Below are 20,213 nucleotides of genomic sequence, written 5' to 3' on the forward strand. Positions count from 1 at the left end.
GATTTCATTCGGCGCCACGATGCCGCATTCAAAGCCGGGCTTCGAGAAAAGGCATTTCATTTTTGGGGATGCGGTCGCGTCTTCATTCCTTTCTCTATAGAATTAATGGTCAATTACTGCCTGGAGCTGTACCGGTGCTCATGAATATTGATCTTACGCCGATTAGCGGCGTCCGCTTCGCCAATCTTCAAAGCGTGCATGTGCCAGCGCAAGCGAAGCAATGATAGGCGTGAAGCCATGAAATGGTAGTGCGCGGCCGGATTGCAGCGGAATCGGCAGAGATTCCGCCGTTTCGCCGAGCGCCAGCCTCGCCAATGTCCGACCGAGTTGCGCCGTCATGGCGATGCCGCGGCCGTTGCAGCCGATCCCTCCGAAGAAGCCGTCGTCGAAATGATAGAGGCGCGGCAGGAAATCCGGCGTCATGATCGCCGTTCCGGTCCAGACGATCTCCACACCCGGATGACGCGGCAGACGGAGTTCGGATGTGAGCCGGTCGACGACGGCGCGACCGACGCGCTCGAAGGCGCCGACCGGATTGATCGCCATACCGCCGCTGATCAGCCTGTTGTCGCGATCGAGCCGGTAGGTGAAGAGGTTGGAGCGCGTATCGCCGACAGGCCGGCGATTTGGGGCGATCCGCGCAACGGTTTCGGCATCGATCGGCTTCGTCGCCACTTGATACACCTTTAACGGCACGCCCGTTCGGCCCATGCGGGAAGCTATGCCGCTCGTGAAGGCGTTGGTGGCGAGGATGACGACCTCCGTTTCGATTTCATGGTCCACGAGGTTAACGCGCCAGGTACTGCCATGTCGCTCAACGTGCTCGACCACGCTGTTTTCGCGGATCGTAGCGCCGCGCTGCATGACCGCCCTTGCGAGCCCGTAGAGATAATTCAGCGGGTGGATCGTGCCGCCGGAGTGATCAATCAATCCTCCGGAATAGATCGCCATACCGGTCTCGTTGCGGATGGCGCCGGCATCGAGAAATTCGACTGGACGGCCAAGTTCTGTCCAGTCCTTCGCCCTTTGGCGCAGGATCGCAGCCATGTCGTCGCCATAAGCGGGCTGCAGCCAACCGGTCTGCACGGCATCGCATGCAATCTGCTCCTCCGCGATGGTCGCAAACACCTCGTCGGCACCCGCACCGACGAGCGACAACAGCGCATCCGCCTTATCGCGCGGCAGCTTCTGACGGACGGTCGCCGGATCGGCTTTGGCAAAATTCGGAACGACGAAGCCGGCATTCATGCCGCTGGCTCCCGCACCCAGCCGCCCGCCCTCAAGAACGGTCACGGAGCGACCGGCGCGGGCAAGATGAAGTGCTGCGGTCAGGCCGGTGAAGCCACCGCCGATTACAACGACATCTGAGTGGGAAGGCAGGTCGTGGGAAAATTCAGGGGCAGGGCCGGCTGTCAGCGTCCACAGGGTCGGATTGGTAGGGCGAGTGGCACTGCTGGGCATCAGCGGAGGGTCTCTCAATAACTACGCCAGATAGCTGTCACCATAGATCAGCCGCTGAAAGGATTGCGCCAGGATGATTTCAAGCGAGGCACGCCGATGGGAGCGCCTCGCCTTTTTGCAAAATAGAGTGTTGCCTACTTGATCTTACCCTTCAGGGCTGAAACGTCCTCCATCTTCAGCTCGCCGTCGGTGACGACCTTACCGTCGGCGATCTTCCAGAGTCGGAAGGGGCCGGTGATGTCGCCATATTGATCGAAGGAGACCGGGCCGATGACGCCCTCGTAACGGATCGGCTTGCCTTCCTTGATGAGACCGAGCGCCTTGGCGAACTCTTCCTTACCGGCATAGATCGGCGTGCCCTTGGGATCGACGACTTTATAGATGTCATCCTTGAGCTTGGATGTGTCGTCGCCGGCGATAGCCAGCGCGAGACCGACAATCGCGCCGGCGTCATAGGCGCGGTCAGCAGCCGGATTGGTCGGTTCGATCCCCGAGAAATCCTTGTAGTTCTTGTTGAAATAGTCGGTCGAGGGCGTCGGCGTCGTGCCCGAGGAGGTGCCATAGGCGTCCTTCAGATAGTCGGCGCCGACGGAATCGATAAAGTCCGGGCTGTTCATGCCGTCATTGAGCAGGAACTTCTGTGGGCCGCCTTGCGAGATCCATGTGCGGGCAATCGTCGCACCGTCGACCGGCGTGCTGACGAGGTAGAGGCCATCCGGATTGCCGCCCATGCCGGCTGTCACTTCGGAAGCATAGCTCGACTGCTTTTCATTGTAGGGCGTCGTCGAAACGATCGTGCCGCCGAGCGCCTTATAGGCTTTCGAGAATTCGGCGACCATGTTGACGCCGAAATCATTGTTGACGTGGATGATCGCGAGCTTCTTGAAGCCCTTGTCGATCGCGTATTTGGCGGCTGCAATGCCCTGCAGCGAATCCGAGGTGATGGTGCGGAAGAAGATGCCGTTGGTCTTGCCGTCGCGGCCGAGCGCTGTCAGCGTCGGCGAAGAGGCAGCGGGCGATACCTGCACGACCTTCGCGGGTGCGGTGACCGACGTCAGGATCGGGATCGTCACCGAAGAAATAATGCCGCCGATAATGGCCGGTACCTTCTTGACCTGCACCAGCTGGGTCGCAGCATCCACTGCGACATTGCCCTGGCTCTGGCTGTCGCGTGTATCCGTCACCAGATCGCAGCCATGGGCGCCACCGGCGGCGTTGATATCGCGAAAGGCCATCTCGACGGACTTCGCGCCCGCCTGGCCATATTCGCCGGCCGGGCCGGTCAGTTCCATCACGAGGCCGACCGTGACTTTGCAGTCCGCGGCATTGGCGACGCCGGCTGCAGTCAGAAGGGCGAGAGCCGTCGTGATTTGAAATATCGTCTTCTTCATCTTTGTTCCCCTTGTTCGGTCAACGATTTTCATTTCTGTTTTTTAGAACCTGTCAGGTCTCCGGCATCTGCAGCCAGGTTTCATGCAGATGCTGCCATTCGACGCCGTTGGGTGCCGATGAACTTGCAGTGAAAAGGGCGCTCGCCTGACGCCGGCTATATTTGCCGGCCCGCATCTGCGCTTCGACATAAGTCAGGACGATCGTATCCGTAGTTTCGTAGCTCGCGCGGATATCCGAAATCTCGATGTTGAAATTGCCTTGAAACGTCGCCCGGTTTGCCCGTATCAGTTCGATGGTTTCAGCGCGGTCGAAGATACGGCCGGTCGGCGGGATCATATGGAACGCCTGGCCGAAGGTGCGCTCGCAGCGGCCGAAATCCGTATGATCGGCAGTGGCGGCATCGTACCAGGCTTCGAAGAAGCGATGGAAATCGATGACTTCGGCGCTGGCTTTGTGGAAGAGAAGCGATCGCTGGCTCATACCTTCCCCGCATTGAGGTTGTAATGCATGATCGAGCCGTGCCTGCCGCTGCGGTCGCGCTCCAGCGTATAGACATCCCCATCGAGACCAGGGCTTTGGGCGATGATGCCGGCGATCTGGCGGCGGTCGTCGTCAGAAAGTGCAATGTCCATGATCGTGGCATTGGCGAGCGCATGCGCCTGATTGCGGGCGCCGACGATGACAGCGGCCACCTGCGGCTGCTCCAACACCCAGGCGCTGGCGATCGTGGCGATATCGACGCCATGACGATCACCGATGGCTTTCAGCGTGCCGAGCAGTGATTGAAACAGCTCCCAGCCGCCAAAGTCATCGATGATCAGCTTGTATTTGACCAGAGAGCGGTTCTCGAGCGGCATTTCCGGTTCCGGCTCCCCTAGCCACTTGTCGCTCAGGAAGCCGCCGGCCACTGAGCCGTAGCAGAGGAACTTCACGTCGTTCTCCCCCGCCAGCTTGGCGAGGCTACGCGATGGCCGCTGATCGAGAACGGAATATTGCAATTGCTGGCTGACGAGTGGAATGCCGGCTTTCAGAATCTCGGTAATATGAGGCGTATCGAAATTGGTCGTGCCGACATTACGCACCTTGCCTTCGCGGCGCATCTCGTTCAGCCAGCTCAGGGCTTCGAGATAGCCTGATAGCGAGTAGTCCCACCAGTGAAACTGTACCAGGTCAAGCTGTTCGGTCCTCAGTTTGCGCAGCGATTTGTCAACGATGCCGCGAATATAGTCGCGGCTGATGGTTGCGAGCTTTTCCAGATCGGGAACTAGCTTCGTGTGGACCTTCATCGCGCTTGCGGCTTCCGTGCCACGTTCGTTGCGAAGCCGTTCGCGCGCCTCGCCTATCAGCTCCTCGACGCCCGTATAGATATCAGCGCAATCATAGGTGCGGATGCCGACGTCGAAAGCAGCGATCAGGTCGGTCACGGCCTGGGCGCGATCGATTTCGCCGTGCCCGCCGGCAAGCTGCCAGCCGCCGCGGATGACGCGGGAAATCTCGTATCCGGGGCTGAGCTCAAAAGTCTTGGCGGTCATGCAATTCATTCTCCTTCTGGCAACGGCACGGCCGTTGTTTCGGCATGGCTGAACCGCCGTTTGCCCGTTCTGACGATCCGCAGCCGGCTCGCGCAGTTGGGGTCGGGGCAGGCGATTTCCGCGTCCGAGGTCATCCAGTCGTTCTTGTGGGTTGGTCGCTGCTTGGCCGCCAGCAGCGGCAGGACGGCCGATATGGAGTAGATCGAAAAGCCCTGGCCCGCAGGGAGGGACAGCATCTCGCCGTTGAGTTCGAAATAGTCGCCCGGCTTGGCGCCGCAATAGATCGGCTTGCCCTCGGGAATGACCGCTTCCACTCTAAGGTCGAAGAGCTCGAAACTGTCGTCGCTTTCAGCGGCCATCTCAGATCTCCGCGCGTTCGAAGGCGACGTCGCAGGCGCCTTTGCGGCGGATGACGCCGCAGGCCGCCGCGAAGTGTTCGCGCTCCTCTGGGCGCACTTGCGCGACGACGCTGCCGGCAAGCCAGCCGATCGGGAAGAGCAGGCGAGCGCCCTGCCCATAGAACAGGCCGATATCGAAGATCGCATCTGGGTTGCCGCCCCACATACGCGGCGGCACATAGCTGAGCACAATATCGCCTGGCTGCGGCGTCAGTGTCGCGTTCTCGGCGGGCAGGGCGTTTGCATAGGAAGCACCCTTCAGATGCGCCGGCGGGATTGGGCACGAGATTTCCGGTCCGGTCCACATGGCATGAATGCCGCCAACCACGCGAGCTTCGCCGAGATAGGTCCAGAGAAAGGCGGCATTATCGGGCGCCTTGGTTTCCAGCAGAGGTGCCAAGATACTGAGGCCGGAACTGGGTTCGGAGATCTTGATGGCGCGTTGGCTCATTCGGATTGGCCCCTTTTGGCTTCGGCTTCCAGTTTGCTGCGCAGGAAGGTGAACGGCCGGCTGATGTCTGCCACCAGCGCATCACGCGCTTCTCTGGCGTTCTGCGCGGCGATCGCCTTGACGATCGTACGGTGATAATGGGCGGTATCGACCTCGCCGGCATCCGAGAAGGCATAAATCGCGACGCGGATACAGGGGCCTGATTGCAGCCAAAGGCTTTCGATCATCGGGATCAGCACGGCGGAACCGCAGGCGCGATAGATCTCAAAGTGAAAGGCCTGATTGAGCGTCACCTCGCGGTCGACATCCTTCTTGTGCTTCAGCGCGCGCATCTCGTCCCATTCGCCGAGCATGCTCTCGATGGTCGTAATCTGCCGCGGCGTCATGCGGGTCGCGGCAAGCGCGATCGCCTCGCCCTCGATCAGGATGCGAGCGCGCAGAAGATCGTCCATCCGCTCCAGCGTGATCGGCGGCACGCGAACGGATCGATTGGGAAGGGCTTCCAATGCCTTTTCGGTAATGAGCCGACCGAGTGCCTCGCGCACCGGCATGGTGCTGGTCATCAGCGCGTCGGCAAGACCGCGGATCGTCAGCACCTGGCTCGGCTCGAAAAGCCCGCCGATCAGCGCCCGGCGCAGCTCCAGATAGACCCGGTCCTGAACGGTTTCTCGCCCCACTGGCGCAAGCTGTGCGGCAATCGGATCGCTCTTGTCGGCGGTGGCCTTTTGCATTCGAAATCCCTTTTTCGGCTTGCGAAGAGGATTAAAGCTGATTAGCGTGATCAATGCAAGTGTGATCACAAATCAAATAATCAGGGAGACGGCAATGATCGTTTTCCGGCCAGAGGGATCTCATGAGTACGACAACTGAACGGCATGGGGAGGAAGCCCGGCCTGTTCTGACGGCCAGAAACGTGGTGCGGCGTTTCGGCGGCCTCGTCGCCGTCAACGACGTTTCCTTCCATGTGCGCCAGGGCGAAATCCTCGGCTTGATCGGTCCGAACGGCGCCGGCAAGACGACGATGTTCGACCTTCTGGCCGGTAGCGTCGCGCCGAGCACCGGCGAAATCGTCTTGAATGGCACCGCAGTCGCAGGCGAGGCTGCCCATCGACGGATCGCACGCGGACTTGGACGCACCTTCCAGATCCCGCGGCCGTTTCCCAATCTGACGCTTCTCGACAACGTGATGCTGGCCGCCCAACGTCAGACAGGAGAGCGCTTGTTGTCGAATTTCCTGCGGCCATGGAAGGTCGCCGCTGAGGAGAAGGCGGCCTATGCAAAAGCGATGGAGTTGCTTGACCTCGTTCACCTGACGCGTCTGGCGCATGAACCGGCGCGCGTTCTATCGGGCGGTCAACGCAAGCTTCTGGAGCTTGCCCGCGTCATGATGGCCGATCCTGCCCTCATCCTGCTCGATGAGCCCGCCGCCGGCGTCAACGCTACTCTTCTGGAGACGATCATCGACCGTATCCGTGATATCAACCAGCGCGGCGTCACCTTTCTTCTGATTGAACATAATATCGATATGGTCACCCGCCTGTGTCACCGCGTGCTTGTGATGGCGAGCGGCCAGCTTCTTTGCGAGGGCACGCCGGAAGAGGTCGCCCGCGATCCGCGCGTCATCGAGGCCTATCTGGGAGGCGCGGCATGAGCGAACCGGTCTTGAGCGTTCGCAATCTTGTTGCCGGTTACGAGCCGGGTGTTCCGATCGTGCGCGGCGCCTCGATTACGGTGGCGGAGAAGGAAATCGTCGTTGTGCTCGGCCCCAATGGCGCCGGCAAGTCGAGCTTCATCAAGGCGATCGCCGGTCTCGTTCCGGTCGAAAGCGGCACGGTGGAACTGGGCGGCAGGGATATAACGAGTACGCCCGCGCACATCATGGTGCGGCTCGGCCTTGCGTTCGTGCCACAGACGGAGAATGTCTTTCCGCTGATGTCCGTCGAAGACAATCTGAAGGTCGCCGGCGGAATTTTGAAGCCGAAGGACGTGCCGGCTCGCATCGACGAAATGTATGCGACCTTTCCGGATCTCGCGCGTCATCGCCGCATCGCGGCTGGTAATCTTTCCGGAGGGCAGCGGCAGATGCTGGCCGTTGCACGCGCTCTGATCGTGCATCCGAAACTTCTTGTCCTCGATGAACCCTCGGCGGGCCTCTCGCCGAAGTTCGTCTCGATGGTCTTCGACATGCTGAGCGAAATCCGCAAATCCGGCGTCACCATTCTCCTGGTCGAGCAGAATGCCAAGGCGGCGCTTGCGATTGGCGATCGTGCCTATGTCCTCGTCGAGGGCAAAGACAGGCATGAAGGCGTTGCATCGGAGCTTTGGAGCGATCCTGTCGTAGCCGAACTCTATCTCGGGCAGCGACCCGCGACTTCGGCAAGGGGAGGTGCGGCATGAACCTGCAATTCATCATCGATGGCTTGCTCACAGGCTCGATGATCGGCCTTGGCGCGATAGGTGTGACGCTCACCTATTCGATCCTGCGTTTCTCGAACTTCGCCCACGGCGATTTCATGGCCTGGGGCACCTATGCAACGCTTGCTGTCGTCAGTGCCATAGGCGCAATCTTCGGCAAGGTCGCTCCCATTGGCCCGCTTTCCTTCGGCTGGCCGTTGATCGTGGCGGTAATCCTGGCGATGGGCTTTACCGGCATCCTTGCCCTCGCGCTCGACAAGGTGCTGTTTGCCAGGCTAAGGGCTAAAGGCCAGTCGATCATCGTCGTGATGGCGAGCTTCGGTGCCTCCATGGCGCTGCGCAGCCTGCTCGAATTTCTCTTCACGTCGCGCCCGGCCTATTTCAGCCGCGCCATTCAGATCGCCATGCCCATCGGTTTCGGCATCCGCATCACGCCCGATCAGATCGCCCTTTTGATTGTGACGGCGCTTTTGGTCTTCGGCGTTCATATGCTGATGACGAGGACGCAGACAGGGCGTTCCATGCAGGCGCTGAGCCAAAATCCGGCGCTTGCCCGCGTCGTCGGCATCGATGTCGCCAAGGTCGTGCGCGTCACCTGGCTGATCGGCGGCGGACTGGCCTGTGTCGCCGGCGTCATGATCGGCATTCTCGTGCAGATCCGCCCGCTGATGGGTTTCGACATGCTGTTGCCGATGTTTGCTGCCGCTATTCTCGGCGGTATCGGGAGCGTTCCGGGCGCAGTTTTGGGTGGCTTGATCATCGGCCTTGCCGAGGCAGCGGCTGTTCAGCTGATCGGAGCGGAATGGCGTGCCGCCATTTCCTTCATCATTCTGATGGCGGTGCTGTTCATCCGGCCGATCGGCCTTTTCGGAGTGAGGGAGCGATGATGGACATTATTGGCTATGGCGCTTTCTTCTTGACCACCGCGCTGATCTTCTCCTTCATCACCCTCGGCCTGAACCTGCAATGGGGCCTGACCGGCCTCTTCAATGTCGGGCTCGCCGGCTTCGTAGCGATCGGCGCCTATACCTCGGCCCTGCTGACGACGCCGGATACGGCCGGGCGGTTCGGTGGGTTCGATCTGCCGATCCTCGTCGGCTGGCTCGGCGCGATGATTGTCGCCGGTCTTGCCGCCGCCATTATCGGCGTGGCGACGCTCCGGCTGAAATCCGATTATCTGGCGATCACCACCTTCGGCGTGGCCGTCGTCGTCCAGCTCGTGGCGCTCAATGCGCAGAAACTGACCGGTGGCCCCTTTGGCATCGGCTTTATTCCCCGCCCATTTTCCAGCCTTGCCGAAACGCCACTTCTTTTCAATTTGGCCAACCTCGGCATCGTGGTCGTCGTATTGCTGATCGTTTATTTTGCGCTGGAGCATCTTGCAAAAAGCCCCTGGGGGCGTGTTCTCAAGGCGCTGCGTGAGGACGAGCGCGCCGCCATTTCTCTCGGCAAGAGCGCTCGCTTCTATCGTGTACAGGCCTTTGCCGTCGGCGGTGCGATCATGGGGCTGGCCGGCGCCATACAGGCGCATTTCATCGGCTTTATCGCACCGGACAACTACCTTCCGATCCTAACCTTTCAGGTCTGGGTCATGCTGATCGTCGGTGGCTCTGGCAGCAACAAGGGTGCTATCGTCGGCAGCGTTCTGGTCTGGGCTATCTGGGCTGGTTCCGGTGCGTTGACGAGCATCCTCTTTTCGCCGGAACAGCAGGCTCGTGCGGCATCGCTGCAGATCGTAGCGATAGGCGTCATGCTCTGCATCATCCTGCTGGTGCGTCCCGGCGGCCTCTTTGGCGACATGCCGCGGCGGCGATCTGTGATCGCGCCGCAGCAGAAACCGATTGCGGATGAAAGTAACGCCGCATCCTAGCGAAAACCGAAAGCAAGCTTCCGCCGATTGGATCGATAGTCCGTGTTGTGTGGGGTTTTGTGATCTGGCAAGGCAGATCAGTGGCGTACCGGCCATAGGCGGCCGGTACGCAGTTCGGTTCAGGACGCCAGAGCGCGGCGCTCCGGCTGAGCGGAAGCAGGTTTGGCAGGAATCCGCAACGGCGGTTTCCGGACGGCAGGGGCGGCAACGCGAGAAATCTGCGCCCTATTGGTTTTCGGAGCTCCCAGCCAGCGAAGAATAGCGTCGAAGCCGGGCTGGGCAGCCCGCTTGAATTCCGGGCTCATCTCCTCGTCCATGCCGCAGAGCGAGGCAATTTCCTGGAAGTCGACACGTCCTGCCCGAAGGGGAGGACGCGACTGGAAAACGATCAGGCCGATCATGAAGCCTTTGATATTCTCGAAGCTACGCGGCTGAAGCAGCGGCTTAAGCCGCATATCGCAAAAATCCGAAATCTTGCGCTGGAAAACGTCAGAGGCAGAGCTTTTCTTTATGGGCATTATTCATTCCTTGCAGGCGACATCATCCAAAGGTCGGGGTGTGGCCCGCTAAAGCACGCAGGTTAACGAAGCGCAAACAACCGACCAATTGGCCGCTTTCAATTCTACGATACATCGCCATTTGGCAAGTGAAAGATCGATCACGCTTCGGTCGGCACCGTTTCCGGCACGAGGCGGCGGAAAGAGATCAGAAGTCTTGTCGTCGAGCCATCAAGACCATGAAAAAACTGTAACTTGCCTCCCGCGTCATTGAGAGCGACATTTTCCTTGCGCCGGAATTATGAGGTGAAAGACATGTCAGTCTTGGAAATGCTGGTCAGACGCCGGATGCAGGAAGAATATGCCAAGGGTACATCGCCGGAGCGCATTACCCGGCTCCTGCAGGAATTCTTCAACGGGGCAGAGGCCTCCCAAGCCGATGTACTGCGTTCGGAAGAATATGCTAATGAATTCAAGATTACAGGTAGTTAGACTGTGGCCTTTTGAATGAGGCAAGGTGCTGTTTTTTACAACGCCTTGCTCATTGTTCTCGGCTTTCCGATCTGGCCGGCTCGCATCGGCGGGCTTCGTTCAGCAGGCGAATGGCTCCGCGTATGGCGGAGTCCGGGCTTGCATAGCGCCGATGATTTCGTCCGCGCCCTTCCTCTCTCCGCTATTCATTCCGCTCGGATGCGAATTGAGAGAGCGGTGGCCTAAAATCCGATTTCCGCGATGCGCCGAGGCGCGACAAAATGCAGGTCACGGCCATGGTGCCTGTGATGACTGCCTTCCCGTCCAATGGTGTGCGTTTCCGGTCCTGCCAGAGCGGTTGAGCTTTTCATCGAATATATGAACCGCTCCAGCTTTTGTCTTCACGCAATTCCCTACGGAAACGGCTGCGCACTTTATCCTGGAATTGCTCCAGGCTGACCCATGCATGGTCGGAGTGCAGTCAGAGAACGACGACCTTTGTTCCCACGCCGACCCGGCCATAGAGATCCATAACATCCGGATTTGCCATGCGAATGCAGCCGGACGACACCGCCTTGCCGATCGAGTTCGGCTCATTGGTGCCGTGGATGCGGTAGAGGGTGGAACCGAGATAGAGCGCTCTCGCTCCGAGGGGATTATTGAGCCCACCTTCCATGTGGTCAGGCAATTCCGGACGGCGGGCGATCATTTCCTTGGGCGGCGTCCAATCGGGCCACTCCGCCTTGCGGCTGATCGTCTCGGTGCCCTTCCAGGCGAAGCCTTGCTTGCCGACACCGATGCCGTATTTGAGGGCAGTTCCGTCGTTGAGCACGAGATAGAGGCGCTTTTCCTTGGTGGAGATAACGATTGTGCCGGGATCGTAGCCGGAAAAACGCACAACGCTGCGCGGGATCGGCGATTGCGCCAGACTGGCCTGCTTGTCGTCCTTGAGGCCCGGACTGAATTGGGGAGACACCACATTCCGATCGATCGAAGCCTGGCGCCGTGGACGAGGGGCTGGCGGGAAATCGCCGTCCTCATCGTCATAGTCGTTGTAACGGTCGCCCCGATAGTAATAGCCGTCGTCGAGACGCGGATCGTCGCGATAACGCGGCGGTGCCTCCCGCCAATAGCGCGGAGCAACATAGCCGCCATCCAGATCGTCGCCATAATCCGGCAAATATCTCCATTCCTGCGCATGCGCGGCGGAGCCTGCCATCAGTAAAGCCAGAGCGGGCAAAAGAACAAATTTTTTAGTCTTCACGTGATAACCATACTTCCCGAATAATGCATCGGATTGCACCCCGTGCAAGCGGGGCATGCGTGCTGCAGACAATTCCGGAAACGGCGGGCGTAATTGTGGCAGCGGCGATTGAAAGTCGAGATTTTCCGACCTGTTTTGAAGTTCAGATGGAGATGCGCAAACGGGCGGCCACACGGAGCGTTTCTGTCATCGATCCGAAAAGATCGGATGATTACTCAGCGGATACTGCCAGTTTCGACCAAGCGGGATCGCTGGAAGGGTCCGTCGACCAGAACTGGATATCCGCGAAGTCAACTGATTGCACCACGCCGGGAAGAGTGTCCCTATAGATCCCAAAGCGCGGCTGAACGTCGATGAACGGGCGGCCGTCTTGATGCCGCATACCGTGATGGAGAAAGCCGAGGCGCCCCGTATAGGAGAGTCGCAGGCGCGTCCGTTGAGATAGACCTGTATGGAGCTCGCACCCTCCTGCAGGCTCGGCTTCAGCATCACATTCACATCATTCCAGTCACCCACATTGAGATGCCAGGGACCACAGATTATCTTGGATTGACCGGCGTTGCAGTCGGCGCTACCCCGCACTTTGGCAACGAAATTCGCCCCTGTTTCCGATGGTATAGCCTCGATTTTGAACAATGGATTTGCCGCCTGGCAAGCTCCAAGGGGCTTCGTCTCCTCCGTTGGAATATTTTGCTTTACCTGATGAATGACGGTGCGGTTGCCGATCCCTCGCCAGGGGGCTTCGAGCCGGAAGGCAAAATGATACCACGTCGGCTCATCGAATTTGATAACCTCTTTCTTGATTTGAATTTCCACCCGTTCGGTCGGTGCATCGCCGATACTCTGGTCGGGGGCATCACCTGGATGCACCGAGATGCGTAATATCGGCCTGGAAGGGGATGAGAGATCGCAAACGATACGCGATCTCCATAAGGCAGGGTCCAGCCTGCTGCTGATCCGCCAGAGCTTCGACGGATGCTCGCCGTCGACGGCGCATAGGTCGGCAAAGCTGCCCGACAGCGGAGCCGCTGCTTCCTGTGCCATGGCGTGCGATCCGTTCAAAGCACCCAGGCATAATAGGACGAAGGCAAGCTGTGGCGTTCTCGAGGTCATCATCGTCGGTCTTTTCCGCAAGACGGGACAGCGTCTGAGAAATAGCGGTTCCAGCCAGCTTTCTTGGCCAATGACACTGGTTGCGAAGCCTCAGTTCATTTCTATCGGCCGAAAATTGCGGGTCAAGAGTGTTTCGATTGGCAATGTCATTGCCTCGATTTGGTCGTGGGTGACGTAAATCATCGTTGCAGCCACTTCGTCATGCAGGCGTATCAGCTCCAGCCGCATGTTGACGCGCAGCGCCGCATGGGGATTGGAAAGTGGCTCGTCGAACGGAAAGATCTTCGGATTTCGAACGATCGCGCGACCAACTGCCACGCGCTGGCACGCCTTGGAACTCATCGACTCCGGGGCGGCTTTCCGTAGCCGTCGAAGATGAGGCTGGCGGCGCCGATCAGACCGGCATGGCGCCCAAGCTGTGCGGCAACGATCGGCACGTCGCGATAGGCGGGCATGGCGCGCTCGCGAACCGTCGCCGCCACTTGGTCGTGCAGAAGATCGAAGCCATGCGAAATTCCTCCGCCCATGACAAGCACGTCGGGCGAATAGAGGTGAAGCAGGTTTGTGAAGCCGATCCCCAGCCACCGCGCTTCGTCGATCAGCAGCGTCAATGCATCGGCGTCGCCCTTTCGCGCGGCTTCTACGACATGTCGTCCGGTCACGTCGGCATCGGCGGCGAACTTGCGCAGTATCGATCCGTCTGATGGCCTGGTGCGGGCCGTCGCCCGCCTGCCGAGTGCCGTGCCGGAGGCGACGGCCTCGAAGCAACCGACTGCGCCGCAAAAGCAACGTTCGCCCTCGTTTGTGATCGTCATGTGGCCGATCTCGGCAGCCAGGCCCCGTCTGCCATGCAGGATTCGGCCATCGGCAATCACGCCGCCGCCGATACCGGTCGATACCGTGACGAACACCATCGATCCCGCCCCGCGGCCGGCGCCATATCGCCATTCCCCGAGAGCTGCCGCATTCGCATCGTTTTCGAGCCGCACGGGCAGCTGAAAATGGTTTTGGAGAATCTCCGCCAGCGGGACCTCATGCCATCCGACCAGCGTCGGGGCCGCAATGACGATCCCGGCGTCCGGATCGAGCGGACCGGGCGCGCCGATCCCGATCCCGATCGGCGAAAGATCGGGCGTTTCCGCCAACACCGTTTCCGCCAGCAGTTCGATCTGACGGATGACGGCTGCGGGACCGCCGGCCGCATCCGTCGATAGCGACGAGAACGACAATAGGCATCCCGCATCATCGATAAGTGCGGCGCGAAGCTCCGTTCCACCGAGATCGAATGCAAGAGCGACCTTTTTCACGAAACCCGGCTCTCCAGTCCATGCAGCCAGGCGATCCGGTCGCCAAGATTCTTGTCGCCGAATGCCAGCGATCCGAGAACGACCGTCTGTGCCCCGGCTTGGCGCAGAAGCGGGACGGTTTGGTCGCGAATGCCGCCATCCGCTGCAAGTATGATCTGATCTTCGCGGCCTGCCTTTCTCAGCAGGGAACGCGCTTCGATCAGCCGGTCGCAAGCCTTTTCGGAAAGGCTTTGTCCCTTGACGCCGATCGAGGTTCCGAGCAGCGTCACGAAGGCGACGTGATCGATAAAGGGCTCGATCGCCGAAACAGGTGTTTCCAGCCGCAGCACCACGCCGGCTTCGGCGCCAAGCTTTTTGGCAAGTGCAATGGCGCGTAAGCCGGCATCGCCGTTTTCGGCATGGACGCTGATCAAATCCGCTCCCGCCTCTATGAATTGCCGGGTCTGCTCCTCGACGATTTCAGCCTCGACCATGAGGTGGACATGGATCGGCTTCGCAGTCGACTTGGCGATGCGCGCGACAAAATCAGGAAAGAACAGGAAGCCCGGCGTAAAGCGCGCATCGGCGACATCGATGTGATGTAGATCGACATAGGTTTCGATGCGCTTGAGGTCGGTCTCCATATTGGCAAGATCGGCCGACCAGAGCGAAAATTCGCCGAGAAGCCTGTTGCGGGGAAGCGCTGCGATGGCCGCCGGGCCGGAATGAGGTCTGGACGTCATGACGAAACGAAGCTCCGGAGTGTTTTGGATGCTAGAAAATGCGCGATGGCGTCTTGGACCTCGGCAAAATGCTTATCTTTATCGACAGCCTTGGCGGTGACTTCGACAAAGCTCGCGCCTGGAATGACATCGGCGAGCGTCTGCGCGCAGGAGAGCGGATGGATCGCATCGTGCTGGTTGCCGATAATCAGGGCAGGCACGGCAAGAGCGGCTGCTGCTGCCCGCGGCACCTCCGGCCCGTCTGCAGCGATATCAGCCAGAACAGAGGCGAAGGCGAGAGCATCTGGTCGGTCGAAGTAGCCAAGCAGGGAGGAGAAATTGTCCGGTGCCTCGGAGGCGATCCGCTGTCCTGTTTCAGAGGCGATAAAGAGCCTTTTGGCCTCCTCGATCAGATGCGAACGGATGAGGGCAGCCACTGTGCGGATCGGCGCGAGATTGCCCGGCGATGCCTCGAAGGTCCAGGCGGGGCGCACAAGAACGAGCCCGGCAATCCGGTGGGCATGATGATGAGCAAGGTGCAGCGCAATGGCCGCTCCCATCGAAATGCCGCCGATGATGAAGCGATCGAACCCGTACGCGGTGGCCGCGGCCAGAACATCCTCGGCAAACATGCGGATGGAAAAGGGTCGCGCATTGCCCAGTGAGGATGCGCCATGCGCACGACATTCCAGTGTCAGCCGGTGCATGTCTACCGAAGCGGGAACATTTTGTGCGACCTGTGCCTCGTCGCCGCCAAGGCCATGCTGGAAGATGACGGGGAGTCCTTGCCCATTCTCGTAGACGACAAGTTCCGCATCGTCGCGCTTGAACCATTTCTTGCCCATCAGATCAGCGCCTTGAGAAAGCCGGCAACGGCCGGTGCGTCCGAAGCAGAAAGGCCATGCGTTACGAGCGGGCCTTCGAAATTCACCGAGCGCAGCCGCGCGATGAAATCGGCAAAATCCACCACGCCCCGTCCGGCGGTTGCGAAGCGACCATCGCTGTAACGATCCTTGGCATGGGCCAGGGCGATATGACCGGCTGACGTTTCGACCGCCTCTTCAATTATCGCCCGCGCCTTGGCAGGTGTTGCCTGTTCGAAGAGATTGGCCGGATCAAGCACGATGCGCAGCCGCCGCGATCCCATCTCGTCGATCAGCCGCCGGGCGTCGCGTGCCGAGGTGACGATATTGGCCTGCTCCGGCTCGATGCCGAGATCGACGCCATGCTGTTCCGCCAACTCCAGAGCCTTCGATATTTCAGCCGCCATGTCGGTCCAGGCGGAGAGATCACCATTGTCGGTATGATAGGCCCATTGGTCGTTCGGGTCGCGCGTTCCGGTGCAAAGCGTTACCAGCGGAATCGAGAGTGCCGCCGCCGTCTCGATGACAACGGCGAGCTGGGCGAGGCCCGCTCGGCGTACAGCAATATCGGGGTGAGCCATGTTGTAAGTGCCGGACAGGGCGGCAAGAGAGACGCCCGTCGCCTCGGCGGACGAACGAACCGCTGCGATCGCTTCTTCCGAAACGGCATCGGGCATGGACGGGAGACCGCAGCAGGCGAGATTGAACTGCGCGCATGCGTAACCGCTGTCGCGCACGGCCGAGAGAACGCCGAGCGGCTCCGTTCCGGGAAAGGTCTTGGCGAAGATGCCGATCTGCATCAGACCGCTCCCGTGACCGATGCGAGTTCGACGCGCTCGCCTCGTTCCACCGATCGGGCGATCGCCACCATCGCGCGGATGGAGGCCAGGCCGTCCTCGACATTGGCACCGCGCATCGGCGCGCCATTTAATGCTGTATCTGCAAGTCCTTCCAGCTGGCGGCGGAAGAAATGGCCGTCGGCACCGAGCGGCTTCCGACTCGTCGCATCCTTCTCGTGAAAGATCTCCACTTCGCTTGATCGGAAGTACCAGGGATTGAAGGTCTTTGCGAGAACCGAGCCGTTTTCGCCATAAAGCTGGAAACCTTCATGCCAATCCATGCGCACGGCAACTGTCAGGTCCAGATGGCCGAGAGCACCGTTGGCAAACTCGGTCTCCACGAACCAGCAATAGGCACCGGCACGCTCCAGGAGCCGGGCGCGAACGGCGACGATCTCCCCGCAGAAGAAGCGCGCGGTGTCGACGAGATGCGAGCCATGGGCGAGCATGAAATATTGCCGGAGATCGGCCTTGGGATTGCCTGATGGCTTGCGCGCAAGCTTGCTGGTGACGGGCAGGGGCTGCACCGCATCCGTATTGGTGTAGCGATGGGTGGAATCGCAATACCACGCCTTCATCGCAAAAATCTGGCCTATGTCATCGCGTACGAAATCACGCGCGGCCTCAAGCGCCGGATCGAAGCGTTTCATATGGCCGACCTGCAGGATCCTCCCGGACCGGCGCACGGCCTCGGCAAGTTGCTGCCCTTCCTCGACGGACACTCCGATCGGCTTTTCGCACAGCACATGCTTTCCGGCTTCCAGCGCCTTGATCGACATCGGCACATGATAGGCGTCGGATGTCGCGACGATCACGGCCTCCAGCTCGGGATCGGCCAGCATGGCATCATAATCATCGTACATCTTCTGCGGCTCATAGGTCGCGCCCATGCGGGCCAGAAGATCGGGGGCTGCGTCGCAGATCGCATAAAGATCGGCATTTCTCGCCTTGGCGCAGGATTCGAGATGTGCGAATTGCGCGATCGGGCCGCAGCCGAGTACTCCCATGCGAAGACGGCGACTTTCCTTTTCGATCATGGTTCTACTCCTTATGCCCCGTAGCCGCGCATGGTTTGGCGATTGGCTTTGACCGCAGCGGCAGGATCGGCGCCGGCCGTCTCGGATTCCTCCTCCAGCACCAGCCAGCCATTGAAGCGCGGAGCGGCCGAGACGAGGTCGATCACGGCGGGCGTATCGAGAACGCCCTTGCCGAGCATTGCCCATCGGCCCTGCGCATCGACATCCTTCAGATGCAGGTAGCGGATACGGTCTTGATAGGTGCGTATCGTGTCAAGCATATCGGCATGCCCCCGCAGGATATGACCGGTATCCGGCACCCAGCCGACCAGGTTCGGATCCAGCAATGAGAAGATGCGGTCGTAATCGGCGCGGTCGAACAGCAGCGTATTGTGATGCGAACTCGGGTGCACGGCGACCTCGACGCCGGCGGCCTTGCCCAGTTCGCCGGCGCGATTGTAAAACTCGCCGGCAATGGCAAACTTCTCGTCTCGCGGGCCATCGGAAACGACGGTTGCCGAGCCGATGGAAACGAGTGCGCCGGGGAAATGCGCGGCATAATCGATCCAGCGCTTGGTCGTGGCAAGATCGTCCTTCACGGCGTCGGCGACGGTAAAGCCGCTCTTGGAACCGAAGGCGAAGGAGATAAGCGTCAAGCCGCAATCCCTCAATGCATTCGCGAAGGCATGCGGCTCCGCGCCATAGCGACCGATCATCGTATCGGTGATTTCGAGGCCGGAGTAGCCGCCGACGGAAATGGCCGACAGCAGATCATCTGCCGTTCCAGTCCAGGTATTGCCGAGCATTTCCCATGTGAATGTCTGGCAGCCGACTTTTATGTCCTTGCGCATTCCCGCTATTCCTTGATTCCGCCTTGGGTCAGGCCTTCGATGATGTGTCGTTGGAAGAAGAGCACCAAAATGATGAGCGGTATGGTGACGACAGCCGATGCGGCGGCGATGTCTCCCCAGGGCACATAATATTGGTTGGTGAAATTGGCGATGCCGACCGGAATCGTCTGGCTGCCGCTGTCCGAAGTGAAAGCCAGCGCAAACAGGAATTCGTTCCAGGCGGTGATGAAGGCGAGCAGGCCTGTCGTGACCAGGCTCGGCAGCGACATTGGCAGGATGATATGCCATAGCAAGCCAACCGGGCCGACACCGTCCATACGGGCTGCCTCGTCGATCTCGCGCGGCAGCGTTTCGAAATAGCCGAACAGCACCCAGGTTACGAGCGGTAGTCCGAGCGCGAGATAGGTGATGATCAACGCCGTATAGGTATCGAGCAGTCCGAGATCGGAGGCGATGAGATAGAGAGGTCCGACCAGGGCGATCTGGGGAAACATCGATACCGAAAGGATGACGGTCAGGATGCTGAAGCGTCCTTTCACGTCGAGGCGCGACAGTGAAAAGGCAGCAAGCGAACCGACGATCAGGCAAAGGGCGGTGGTCGCCAGCGAAACGACGAGCGAATTCAGCACATAGTGATGCAAGCCTTTTTCGACGAAGGCATTGTAGTAGTGCTCCAGCGTGAACGGGTTCGGTATGAGCGAGGGCGTGCCTTCAGTCAGGGCCTTGTCGAGCTGGAGCGATGTCGAAAACTGCCAGATGAACGGGCCGGCGGACCAGATGAGGATGAACAGCGCGCCGAGATAGATGGCGATGTTTTGAAGGACTGAGCGCTCTGCGTTCACGTCGTCCTCCTGATCTCGCGCACGAGGAAGACGCAGAAGCCTATGGCGATCAGACCTTCCGTGATGAACATGGCGGTCGAGACTGCAGAGCCGTAGCCGAACTGAAGCGTCGAAAAGAGTACCTTGTAGGACAGCGTCGAAAGCGTCTCGGTGGAATCGGCCGGGCCGCCGCCTGTGAGAACATAGACGAGGTCGAAAACGCGAAAGGCATCGAGCGCACGGAAAAGCCCGGCGATCAGCAGCGTCGGCATCAGGAGCGGCAGGCGAATGTGCCAGAAGATCGTCCAGGCTCCCGCCCCATCCATGCGTGCCGCCTCGATCAGCGATTTCGGAACGGTCTGCAGTCCCGTCAGCAATAGAAGCGCCATGAATGGCGTGGTCTTCCACACATCGGCAAGGATGATCGTCGTCAGGGCCGTATCGGGCGAGCCGTACCAGTTGACGTTCTCGTCGATCAATCCTGCATGCAGAAGGATGAAATTGATGATGCCGTGCTGGCCATCGAAGAGCCAGCCGAACATTTTCGACGTCACGACGGTCGGCATGGCCCAGGGCACGAGCATGGCGGCGCGGACCATGCCCCGACCGGCGAAGGTCTCGCAAAGGATCAGCGCCATCGCGAGGCCGATAAAGGTCTCCAGCAAGGTCGAGATCAGGGTAAACCAGATCGTGTGCCACCAGGCATTCCAGAACGGCGGATCGGCCAGCAGCTGTACATAGTTGGCGATGCCGACGAAATCATTGTCCTGTGTGATCAGCGAGCGGTTGGTGAAGGACAGATAGACGCCGTTGACGATCGGATAGAAGGATACCGATGCGAGCGAAAGGAATGCCGGCAGCAGCAACAGCCAGGGCCAGAGGGCGCTTGATAGCGCCCTCGACTTACCTGGGGTTTGTTCGGAAACGGCAGCCGTCATCGTCATCGCCATT

General features: G+C 60.0%; 23 protein-coding genes and 1 pseudogene. 5 read left to right on the forward strand and 19 right to left on the reverse strand.

Features of this window, described 5'->3' with window-relative positions:
- Positions 1 to 162: 162 nt before the first annotated feature.
- The 7 genes from FBZ97_RS12280 to FBZ97_RS12310 all read right to left on the reverse strand — a co-directional run bounded on the left by FBZ97_RS12280 (position 163) and on the right by FBZ97_RS12310 (position 5,965).
- Complete coding sequence (locus tag FBZ97_RS12280) at positions 163 to 1,461, reverse strand: FAD-dependent oxidoreductase (protein ID WP_145319877.1); 1,299 nt, start codon at positions 1,459 to 1,461, stop codon at positions 163 to 165.
- 134 nt (positions 1,462 to 1,595) lie between these two features.
- Complete coding sequence (locus FBZ97_RS12285; protein WP_145319879.1) at positions 1,596 to 2,852, reverse strand: ABC transporter substrate-binding protein; 1,257 nt, start codon at positions 2,850 to 2,852, stop codon at positions 1,596 to 1,598.
- A gap of 52 nt (positions 2,853 to 2,904) precedes the next feature.
- A complete protein-coding gene (locus tag FBZ97_RS12290; RefSeq protein WP_145319881.1) occupies positions 2,905 to 3,333 on the reverse strand; it encodes a hypothetical protein in 429 nt (142 codons plus the stop codon).
- On the reverse strand, positions 3,330 to 4,385 hold the full coding sequence (locus FBZ97_RS12295; RefSeq protein WP_145319883.1) for an aldo/keto reductase: 1,056 nt from the start codon (positions 4,383 to 4,385) through the stop codon (positions 3,330 to 3,332). The genes FBZ97_RS12290 and FBZ97_RS12295 overlap by 4 nt, the downstream gene beginning before the upstream one ends.
- 5 nt (positions 4,386 to 4,390) lie before the next feature.
- Entirely contained in the window at positions 4,391 to 4,744 is a 354-nt protein-coding gene (locus FBZ97_RS12300; RefSeq protein WP_145319885.1) for a TIGR04076 family protein, read from the reverse strand.
- A gap of 1 nt (position 4,745) precedes the next feature.
- Positions 4,746 to 5,234 (reverse strand): DUF3830 family protein, encoded by a 489-nt coding sequence (locus tag FBZ97_RS12305; protein WP_145319888.1) that lies wholly within the window; start codon positions 5,232 to 5,234, stop codon positions 4,746 to 4,748.
- Positions 5,231 to 5,965: a GntR family transcriptional regulator gene (locus FBZ97_RS12310; protein WP_145319890.1), complete on the reverse strand. Its 735-nt coding sequence runs from the start codon at positions 5,963 to 5,965 to the stop codon at positions 5,231 to 5,233. The genes FBZ97_RS12305 and FBZ97_RS12310 overlap by 4 nt, the downstream gene beginning before the upstream one ends.
- A 122-nt stretch (positions 5,966 to 6,087) precedes the next feature.
- On the opposite strand from FBZ97_RS12310, the gene FBZ97_RS12315 reads away from it, so the two are divergent.
- Genes FBZ97_RS12315 through FBZ97_RS12330 form a run of 4 tightly spaced genes read left to right on the forward strand, consistent with a single transcriptional unit; the run spans position 6,088 to position 9,519 of the window.
- Entirely contained in the window at positions 6,088 to 6,885 is a 798-nt protein-coding gene (locus tag FBZ97_RS12315; RefSeq protein ID WP_145319892.1) for an ABC transporter ATP-binding protein, read from the forward strand.
- Positions 6,882 to 7,631: an ABC transporter ATP-binding protein gene (locus FBZ97_RS12320; RefSeq protein WP_145319894.1), complete on the forward strand. Its 750-nt coding sequence runs from the start codon at positions 6,882 to 6,884 to the stop codon at positions 7,629 to 7,631. The genes FBZ97_RS12315 and FBZ97_RS12320 overlap by 4 nt, the downstream gene beginning before the upstream one ends.
- Positions 7,628 to 8,536 (forward strand): branched-chain amino acid ABC transporter permease, encoded by a 909-nt coding sequence (locus FBZ97_RS12325; protein ID WP_113350987.1) that lies wholly within the window; start codon positions 7,628 to 7,630, stop codon positions 8,534 to 8,536. The genes FBZ97_RS12320 and FBZ97_RS12325 overlap by 4 nt, the downstream gene beginning before the upstream one ends.
- A complete protein-coding gene (locus FBZ97_RS12330) occupies positions 8,533 to 9,519 on the forward strand; it encodes a branched-chain amino acid ABC transporter permease (RefSeq protein ID WP_186449485.1) in 987 nt (328 codons plus the stop codon). Before FBZ97_RS12325 ends, FBZ97_RS12330 begins: the two co-directional genes overlap by 4 nt.
- Before the next feature lie 119 nt (positions 9,520 to 9,638).
- Here FBZ97_RS12330 and FBZ97_RS12335 read toward each other — a convergent pair whose 3' ends face one another.
- Positions 9,639 to 10,037: a hypothetical protein gene (locus FBZ97_RS12335; RefSeq protein WP_113329187.1), complete on the reverse strand. Its 399-nt coding sequence runs from the start codon at positions 10,035 to 10,037 to the stop codon at positions 9,639 to 9,641.
- 294 nt (positions 10,038 to 10,331) lie between these two features.
- Between FBZ97_RS12335 and FBZ97_RS34400 the strand changes: the two genes are divergently transcribed.
- A complete protein-coding gene (locus tag FBZ97_RS34400; protein ID WP_173002461.1) occupies positions 10,332 to 10,508 on the forward strand; it encodes a hypothetical protein in 177 nt (58 codons plus the stop codon).
- Positions 10,509 to 10,968: 460 nt separating this feature from the next.
- Here FBZ97_RS34400 and FBZ97_RS12340 read toward each other — a convergent pair whose 3' ends face one another.
- From FBZ97_RS12340 to FBZ97_RS12390, 11 genes and pseudogenes are all read right to left on the reverse strand, one after another.
- Positions 10,969 to 11,706: a L,D-transpeptidase gene (locus FBZ97_RS12340; protein ID WP_348642364.1), complete on the reverse strand. Its 738-nt coding sequence runs from the start codon at positions 11,704 to 11,706 to the stop codon at positions 10,969 to 10,971.
- A gap of 231 nt (positions 11,707 to 11,937) precedes the next feature.
- Complete coding sequence (locus FBZ97_RS12345) at positions 11,938 to 12,795, reverse strand: heparin lyase I family protein (protein ID WP_186449486.1); 858 nt, start codon at positions 12,793 to 12,795, stop codon at positions 11,938 to 11,940.
- 210 nt (positions 12,796 to 13,005) lie between these two features.
- Positions 13,006 to 13,188 (reverse strand): annotated as a pseudogene (locus tag FBZ97_RS12350) (ABC transporter); the annotation flags it as partial.
- A gap of 14 nt (positions 13,189 to 13,202) precedes the next feature.
- A complete protein-coding gene (locus tag FBZ97_RS12355; RefSeq protein WP_145319900.1) occupies positions 13,203 to 14,171 on the reverse strand; it encodes an ROK family protein in 969 nt (322 codons plus the stop codon).
- Positions 14,168 to 14,893, reverse strand: a complete 726-nt coding sequence (locus tag FBZ97_RS12360; protein ID WP_145319902.1) for a ribulose-phosphate 3-epimerase — start codon at positions 14,891 to 14,893, stop codon at positions 14,168 to 14,170. The genes FBZ97_RS12355 and FBZ97_RS12360 overlap by 4 nt, the downstream gene beginning before the upstream one ends.
- Positions 14,890 to 15,717, reverse strand: a complete 828-nt coding sequence (locus FBZ97_RS12365) for an alpha/beta hydrolase (protein WP_145319904.1) — start codon at positions 15,715 to 15,717, stop codon at positions 14,890 to 14,892. Before FBZ97_RS12365 ends, FBZ97_RS12360 begins: the two co-directional genes overlap by 4 nt.
- Positions 15,717 to 16,535, reverse strand: coding sequence for a sugar phosphate isomerase/epimerase (locus FBZ97_RS12370; protein ID WP_145319906.1), 819 nt, complete (start codon positions 16,533 to 16,535; stop codon positions 15,717 to 15,719). The genes FBZ97_RS12365 and FBZ97_RS12370 overlap by 1 nt, the downstream gene beginning before the upstream one ends.
- Positions 16,535 to 17,611 (reverse strand): Gfo/Idh/MocA family oxidoreductase, encoded by a 1,077-nt coding sequence (locus FBZ97_RS12375; RefSeq protein WP_113329179.1) that lies wholly within the window; start codon positions 17,609 to 17,611, stop codon positions 16,535 to 16,537. Before FBZ97_RS12375 ends, FBZ97_RS12370 begins: the two co-directional genes overlap by 1 nt.
- Before the next feature lie 11 nt (positions 17,612 to 17,622).
- A complete protein-coding gene (locus FBZ97_RS12380; protein ID WP_145319908.1) occupies positions 17,623 to 18,441 on the reverse strand; it encodes a sugar phosphate isomerase/epimerase in 819 nt (272 codons plus the stop codon).
- Positions 18,442 to 18,446: 5 nt separating this feature from the next.
- Positions 18,447 to 19,283 carry a carbohydrate ABC transporter permease gene (locus tag FBZ97_RS12385; protein ID WP_145319910.1) on the reverse strand — a complete coding sequence of 279 codons (837 nt, stop codon included), beginning with the start codon at positions 19,281 to 19,283 and terminating at the stop codon, positions 18,447 to 18,449.
- Positions 19,280 to 20,200, reverse strand: a complete 921-nt coding sequence (locus tag FBZ97_RS12390) for a sugar ABC transporter permease (RefSeq protein ID WP_246661748.1) — start codon at positions 20,198 to 20,200, stop codon at positions 19,280 to 19,282. Before FBZ97_RS12390 ends, FBZ97_RS12385 begins: the two co-directional genes overlap by 4 nt.
- Positions 20,201 to 20,213: the final 13 nt, after the last annotated feature.

Origin of the sequence: Rhizobium sp. ERR 942 (genome assembly GCF_007828395.1) — a bacterium.
GTDB classification, from domain to species: Bacteria; Pseudomonadota; Alphaproteobacteria; order Rhizobiales; family Rhizobiaceae; genus Rhizobium; species Rhizobium dioscoreae.

Excerpts from the sequence above, each read along its gene's own strand:
- FBZ97_RS12280 (WP_145319877.1), bottom strand. The coding sequence starts at position 1,461 with ATGCCCAGCAGTGCCACTCGCCCTACCAATCCGACCCTGTGGACGCTG.
- FBZ97_RS12285 (WP_145319879.1), bottom strand. The coding sequence starts at position 2,852 with ATGAAGAAGACGATATTTCAAATCACGACGGCTCTCGCCCTTCTGACT.
- FBZ97_RS12290 (WP_145319881.1), bottom strand. The coding sequence starts at position 3,333 with ATGAGCCAGCGATCGCTTCTCTTCCACAAAGCCAGCGCCGAAGTCATC.
- FBZ97_RS12295 (WP_145319883.1), bottom strand. The coding sequence starts at position 4,385 with ATGACCGCCAAGACTTTTGAGCTCAGCCCCGGATACGAGATTTCCCGC.
- FBZ97_RS12300 (WP_145319885.1), bottom strand. The coding sequence starts at position 4,744 with ATGGCCGCTGAAAGCGACGACAGTTTCGAGCTCTTCGACCTTAGAGTG.
- FBZ97_RS12305 (WP_145319888.1), bottom strand. The coding sequence starts at position 5,234 with ATGAGCCAACGCGCCATCAAGATCTCCGAACCCAGTTCCGGCCTCAGT.
- FBZ97_RS12310 (WP_145319890.1), bottom strand. The coding sequence starts at position 5,965 with ATGCAAAAGGCCACCGCCGACAAGAGCGATCCGATTGCCGCACAGCTT.
- FBZ97_RS12315 (WP_145319892.1), top strand. The coding sequence starts at position 6,088 with ATGAGTACGACAACTGAACGGCATGGGGAGGAAGCCCGGCCTGTTCTG.
- FBZ97_RS12320 (WP_145319894.1), top strand. The coding sequence starts at position 6,882 with ATGAGCGAACCGGTCTTGAGCGTTCGCAATCTTGTTGCCGGTTACGAG.
- FBZ97_RS12325 (WP_113350987.1), top strand. The coding sequence starts at position 7,628 with ATGAACCTGCAATTCATCATCGATGGCTTGCTCACAGGCTCGATGATC.
- FBZ97_RS12330 (WP_186449485.1), top strand. The coding sequence starts at position 8,533 with ATGATGGACATTATTGGCTATGGCGCTTTCTTCTTGACCACCGCGCTG.
- FBZ97_RS12335 (WP_113329187.1), bottom strand. The coding sequence starts at position 10,037 with ATGCCCATAAAGAAAAGCTCTGCCTCTGACGTTTTCCAGCGCAAGATT.
- FBZ97_RS34400 (WP_173002461.1), top strand. The coding sequence starts at position 10,332 with ATGTCAGTCTTGGAAATGCTGGTCAGACGCCGGATGCAGGAAGAATAT.
- FBZ97_RS12340 (WP_348642364.1), bottom strand. The coding sequence starts at position 11,706 with ATGGCAGGCTCCGCCGCGCATGCGCAGGAATGGAGATATTTGCCGGAT.
- FBZ97_RS12345 (WP_186449486.1), bottom strand. The coding sequence starts at position 12,795 with ATGGCACAGGAAGCAGCGGCTCCGCTGTCGGGCAGCTTTGCCGACCTA.
- FBZ97_RS12360 (WP_145319902.1), bottom strand. The coding sequence starts at position 14,893 with ATGACGTCCAGACCTCATTCCGGCCCGGCGGCCATCGCAGCGCTTCCC.
- FBZ97_RS12365 (WP_145319904.1), bottom strand. The coding sequence starts at position 15,717 with ATGGGCAAGAAATGGTTCAAGCGCGACGATGCGGAACTTGTCGTCTAC.
- FBZ97_RS12370 (WP_145319906.1), bottom strand. The coding sequence starts at position 16,535 with ATGCAGATCGGCATCTTCGCCAAGACCTTTCCCGGAACGGAGCCGCTC.
- FBZ97_RS12375 (WP_113329179.1), bottom strand. The coding sequence starts at position 17,611 with ATGATCGAAAAGGAAAGTCGCCGTCTTCGCATGGGAGTACTCGGCTGC.
- FBZ97_RS12380 (WP_145319908.1), bottom strand. The coding sequence starts at position 18,441 with ATGCGCAAGGACATAAAAGTCGGCTGCCAGACATTCACATGGGAAATG.
- FBZ97_RS12390 (WP_246661748.1), bottom strand. The coding sequence starts at position 20,200 with ATGACGGCTGCCGTTTCCGAACAAACCCCAGGTAAGTCGAGGGCGCTA.